General features: G+C 47.9%; 7 protein-coding genes. 3 read left to right on the forward strand and 4 right to left on the reverse strand.

The genetic code is table 11. The features are described from left to right. Positions 1-437: thioredoxin-dependent thiol peroxidase (gene bcp / locus ABYP73_RS11265; protein WP_372974388.1), on the forward strand; the 437-nt coding region annotated here is incomplete at its 5' end. A gap of 46 nt (positions 438-483) precedes the next feature. Here the strand turns inward: bcp and ABYP73_RS11270 are convergent. Continuing rightward, entirely contained in the window at positions 484-1,941 is a 1,458-nt protein-coding gene (locus ABYP73_RS11270; RefSeq protein WP_372974389.1) for a TonB-dependent receptor, read from the reverse strand. Positions 1,942-2,027: 86 nt separating this feature from the next. Here ABYP73_RS11270 and ABYP73_RS11275 point away from each other — a divergent pair, with 86 nt between their 5' ends. Both ABYP73_RS11275 and ABYP73_RS11280 read left to right on the forward strand, forming a co-directional pair. Further along, positions 2,028-2,795 carry an MBL fold metallo-hydrolase gene (locus ABYP73_RS11275; RefSeq protein ID WP_372974390.1) on the forward strand — a complete coding sequence of 256 codons (768 nt, stop codon included), beginning with the start codon at positions 2,028-2,030 and terminating at the stop codon, positions 2,793-2,795. Next, positions 2,795-3,289 carry a hydrolase gene (locus ABYP73_RS11280; protein ID WP_372946591.1) on the forward strand — a complete coding sequence of 165 codons (495 nt, stop codon included), beginning with the start codon at positions 2,795-2,797 and terminating at the stop codon, positions 3,287-3,289. Before ABYP73_RS11275 ends, ABYP73_RS11280 begins: the two co-directional genes overlap by 1 nt. Here the strand turns inward: ABYP73_RS11280 and ABYP73_RS11285 are convergent. The 3 genes from ABYP73_RS11285 to ABYP73_RS11295 all read right to left on the reverse strand — a co-directional run. After that, a complete protein-coding gene (locus tag ABYP73_RS11285) occupies positions 3,286-3,945 on the reverse strand; it encodes an alpha/beta hydrolase (RefSeq protein ID WP_372974391.1) in 660 nt (219 codons plus the stop codon). The two genes, ABYP73_RS11280 and ABYP73_RS11285, sit on opposite strands and share 4 nt — an antisense overlap. Position 3,946: 1 nt before the next feature. Beyond that, positions 3,947-4,276 carry a hypothetical protein gene (locus ABYP73_RS11290; protein ID WP_372974392.1) on the reverse strand — a complete coding sequence of 110 codons (330 nt, stop codon included), beginning with the start codon at positions 4,274-4,276 and terminating at the stop codon, positions 3,947-3,949. A gap of 13 nt (positions 4,277-4,289) precedes the next feature. Continuing rightward, on the reverse strand, positions 4,290-5,015 hold a 726-nt coding region (locus tag ABYP73_RS11295), incomplete at its 5' end, for a dihydroorotase family protein (protein WP_372974393.1).

Genomic DNA, 5,015 nt, shown 5'->3' on the forward strand with positions numbered 1-5,015 from the left:
AGAAAGGGGACAAAGTACCTCAATTTACTTCAAAAGACCAAGATGGGAATGAAATTAAGCTTTCCGATTACGATGGGAAAAAGCTGATCGTTTTTTTCTATCCCAGGGCCAATACCCCCGGTTGTACGGCAGAAGCCTGTAATCTCAGGGACAATTATTCGGCTCTGCAAGAGCAGGGATACTCCCTCCTCGGGGTCAGTGAGGATTCACAGAAAAAACAGGCCAATTTTCGTGACAAATACGATTTTCCATTTCCCTTACTCGCCGATGAAGACCATGCCGTGATCGATGCGTTTGGAGTATGGGGTCCCAAAAAATTTATGGGCAGGGAATACGATGGGATCCACCGGATGACCTTTATCGTCGATGAAAAAGGGGTGGTGGAAAAAGTGATAGACAAAGTAAATACCAAGGATCACGCCGCCCAGATCCTCTGATTTTGAAGGAGATAACAAAAAACCCTGACAAGCGTCAGGGTTTTTTTTAAACATTTTGTTTCTCAGGGACCTCCTGCCGTGTAAAGAGTTTTTTCTTCTTGATGATATCCGCGATCCCCTCGGGAAGCATTTCTTCCCATCCATCTTCCCCATTCATGATCTTCTTGAGCACGTCCCTGGAGAAGATGTGCATGATCTCCGGATCGTAATCTATGATATCCATAACTTTCCCGTTGTATTTGAAGAACTTGTAAAGTTCCTTCATACGGGGGTGAACCTTGATGTTATTGCTGGTCATGATCTGACCTGTTTCTGGGTTCTTCATGGGGTAAAGGTATACTTTCAGGTCCTTGAAGAACAGCTTTCCGAATGCTTCCAGGATTCCCCCACTAAGGTGTCTGTAATACTTCTCGTCAAAGATCTCTACCAGGTTGTTAACGCCCATGGTAAGGCCGATCCTGGCCTTTGTATAATTGCCGAGGTATTCAACAAGCCTGTAGTATTCCTGGAATTTTGAGATCAGTACGGTGTGACCCAGGGAGCAGAGCAGCTCAGCCCTGTCCATAAAATCCTGTTCGTCTATCTCACCGGAAGCCTTGAGGTTGGCCAGGGTGATTTCGAACATGACCACCGTATTTTCCTCTTCCACGGTCTGTTCCCTGATAAAGATGTCGTAGGATTTCTGGAACATGTCCATGTTGACCTTGGTCACGGGCCTGAAACTTCCCCGGAGTGCCAGGATATTCTTTTTGTAGAGGACTGCCGCGGGAAGGAGGTTGTTGCCGTCCGGCCCGAACATCACCGCGTCCGTCATGTCATTTTTGATGAGCTGCAGGCTCATCAGCCTGTTGTCTACGTTCTTGAAGTTGGGGCCTGAAAAGTTTACCATGTCGATCTCCACGGTATCCTTATCGATATGGTCGTACAGGTATTTCAGTAATTTCCTCGGCTTGTTGTACTTATAAAAAGCCCCGTAAATAAGGTTAACCCCTACAATTCCAAGTGTCTCCTGTTGCAGTCGCGCCTCATTTTGCTTAAAGCGCAGGTGGAGGATGATTTCGTCGTATTCTTTTTGATTGGGATCTAGCTGGAACATGATCCCGACCCAGCCGTGCCCTTTGTACCGCTTAGAAAAATCGATAGTGGCCACCGTATTGGCATAGGTGAAAAAAAGGCGTTCCGGGTGATCCTCCCGGCTGATCCGCTCCTCCATCAGCTGCATCTCGTGATTCAGCATTTTGTTGAGGCGGCTCTGCGTCACATACCTGCCGTCCTTCTCGGTGCCGTAAATAGCATCGCTGAAATTCTTATCATAGGCGCTCATCGCCTTGGCAATGGTACCTGAGGCGCCTCCCGACCTGAAAAAATGCCTGGCTGTTTCCTGACCTGCGCCGATTTCCGCAAAGGTTCCATAGATCGCAGGGTTCAAGTTGATGCGCAGCGTTTTGGCCTTGATGGAGGGAATATTTTCGAATGCGGGATCTTGATTTAAAACGGACGCCATTCCTCAGGATTTTCGCTTCAAAGTTAATAAGAATGGGGCATCTTTTAAATAAATAAGTCATAAATTTGAATAAAATAGACGAGCCGTTGAAATTGACTTTTTTGGGAACCGGAACCTCTCAGGGGATCCCCGTGATCGGGAGTACCCATCCGGTCTGCCTGAGTGAGAATCCCAAGGATAAACGGCTTCGTGTATCTGTGCTTATTTCCTGGGAAGATTACAACTTTGTGATCGACTGTGGCCCCGATTTCAGGCAGCAGATGCTCAGGACAGGGGTCAGGAAACTCAACGGCATTCTCTTTACCCACGAACACGCAGATCACACGGCAGGTATTGATGATATCAGGCCCTTCTTTTTCAGGCAGGGCGATATCCCGATCTATGCCCACCAGCGTGTAATTAACAACCTGAGAAAAAGATTCGACTATATCTTCTCTGATGAGGACCGCTATCCGGGAGCTCCGGCGGTCAAGGTCAATGTGGTCGAAAACGACAAACCTTTTCGAGTGGGGAACATGCAGGCCATTCCCATCGAGGCATACCACAACCGTTTGCAGGTGTTCGGTTATCGTATAGGAGGCGTCGCATACCTTACAGACGTCAAGAACATAGAATATAAAGAAATAGAAAAGATAAAAGGGGTTAAAGTATTAATAGTCAATGCATTGAGAATAGAACCCCATCACTCCCATTTTAATCTGGAAGAAGCCCTAGCCTTTGTGGAAAAAGTAGAGCCCCAAGTGGCCTACTTTACCCACATCAGCCACCTGTTGGGTTTTCACGACGAAGTGGAGAACAGCCTTCCTGAGAACGTCCACCTGGCCTATGATAATTTAACGATTAACCTCAATTGATGAAAGCGAGAATATTTTTATACCTGTTTATTTTTTCATCCCTGATCGCCCTGTATATCTATGTCAGTTATTCCGCTCAGGCAGAAGTTAAGGATGAAAAGATCACATCCCTGGAAGCGCAGGTCAGCCAATTGGAAGATTCCCTGAGGAGCTCAAGGCTCAAAGTGCTCGATCTGCAGTATTTTTCGCTGGAGAACAATGATGATGCCCTTGCGTATTACGACCATCTATCCCTGAAAGACCCGGCTCGTTATGTTGCAGACAAACTGCTGGAGACCAACGAAGCCAAAGGAGATAATCCCCTGGTTCCCTATGAGGGAATGGAAAGCAACTTTAAGATCAACAAGATCAACGTCCTGAATCACAAGTGGATCATCGCTGATTTTTCGGATGGCAGGTTCTGGGGAGAGCTCTTTATAGAATATGAGCTTAAAGATGACCTTTCAGTAGACTTTACCCTCCTGGACCACCTGCTCTATACCCGGAGCCTTTAAAAATGCTGGTTGAGCCAGGCGCTCATGGCGTAGAAATTTTCCCTGGAAACACCGTGACCCGTAGGGAATTCCTCGAAAGTATATGGTATGCCCAGACGTTCCAGGATGGGAGGTGTCTTTGTGGCCCAGGAAACAGGGATTACAGGATCAAATTGTCCGTGTGACACGTACATCTTAAGATGACGGTGATCTTTGTCCTGATAGCCATCGACAAGAATATTCTCGTCTATGTATCCACTCAACCCTACCACGTTCCGGATCATATTCGGATAGGAAAGGGCCAGGGCAAAACTCAGTACGGTTCCCTGACTGAAGCCCAGAAGTGTAATACGCGTATGATCAAGGGCATAGGCATCGATGGCTTCCTCTATAAAGTGCACCATTTTCCCAACGGACTCACGAGCCTGAGCTGTATCGCTCCATTTCCCAAAATTAGCATCAAAATCAATATGGTACCAGGCAAATCCATAGGGGGGGAGGGAGTGGGGAGCCCGGGCAGAGATGACACACAATTCCCCAGGCAATTCAGGTGCGAAGGAAAACAGGTCTTCCTCATTGCTCCCGTATCCGTGGAAAAGAAATACAGCAGGGGCCTTGACCGCACTTGTAACAGGCGGCCTTACCAGGTGTTCCAGGCTGAGATGGTGGGTGGTCATCTTATTGAATGAAAGTAAACCATTTTTGAAAATACACTCCTATCACCGGCATGGTATGGGTTTTACCGCCTATGGCCCCCAGGAAGCCATAGAGCCACATAATGAAGTAAAACACATAGAGTGCGAGGAGGGCGTATTTGAAAAACCATACACTCAGGAACAGGGCAACCCCGAGAAATACGAGGTGGATGCCAAAAGCCTGTCTCACGTGAAACCTGGCAAACGCATTTTTGGGTTCGAGATTCATGGTGATTGCAATCAACGCGCCCAACATGGTCATGTAGGCTACTATTGCCGTGGTTTTTCCTTCCTTAATGACTTGCTCCTCCATGATGTGTCAATATTCATTTTTTAAGAAAAACCTGCGGCCCGGTAACACTTCCGTACACCCTGCCCTTAGCTTTCCTGCCTATGTACATACTGTTCTTGGAGGTCGATTCCAGGCTTTCCCTGGTAATCACATAGTCTCCTTCGGGGTTGAAGAGACTAAGGCTTACCGGCTCGCCCTCTTTGATGACCGGCGAATCCAGACCAAACCGCTCATGACCGGATGTGAGGAAATCCACCGTCTTATCCGGACCGAAAATGGAATTCAGGGTCCCGAAAGAAGATTCAAGTCCGATGGATCCATAAGCAGCCCGGTCGAACTCAACGCGTTTCTCTTCTATGTCGATGGGTATATGGTCTGAGGTGACCATATCGATCACCCCCGTTCTCAATCCTTTGCGCAGGGCCTCCCTGTCTTTGGAGGTCCGCAGTGGGGGCATCACCTTAAAATGGGTGTCAAAGTCGTGTAGCACTTCATCGGTATGATATAAGTTGTGGATCGCGACACTACAAGTCACATCCAGCCCTTTCTTTTTTGCTTCTGCTATAAGGGCGACGGCCCCTGAAGTCGATATCGTAGGGATGTGCAATTTTCCCCCTGTGTATTCCAGTATATACAGATCCCTTGCGATCTGGATCTCTTCTGCCAGGGCGGGGATGCCTTTTAATCCCAGGGAGGTGGAAGTATTTCCCTCGTTCACCGTCCCTGTGGCCGCGATGGAGGCGTCCATGGGGAAGGAGAG

This window comes from Muriicola sp. (assembly GCF_041567615.1).
GTDB lineage: Bacteria > Bacteroidota > Bacteroidia > Flavobacteriales > Flavobacteriaceae > Muriicola.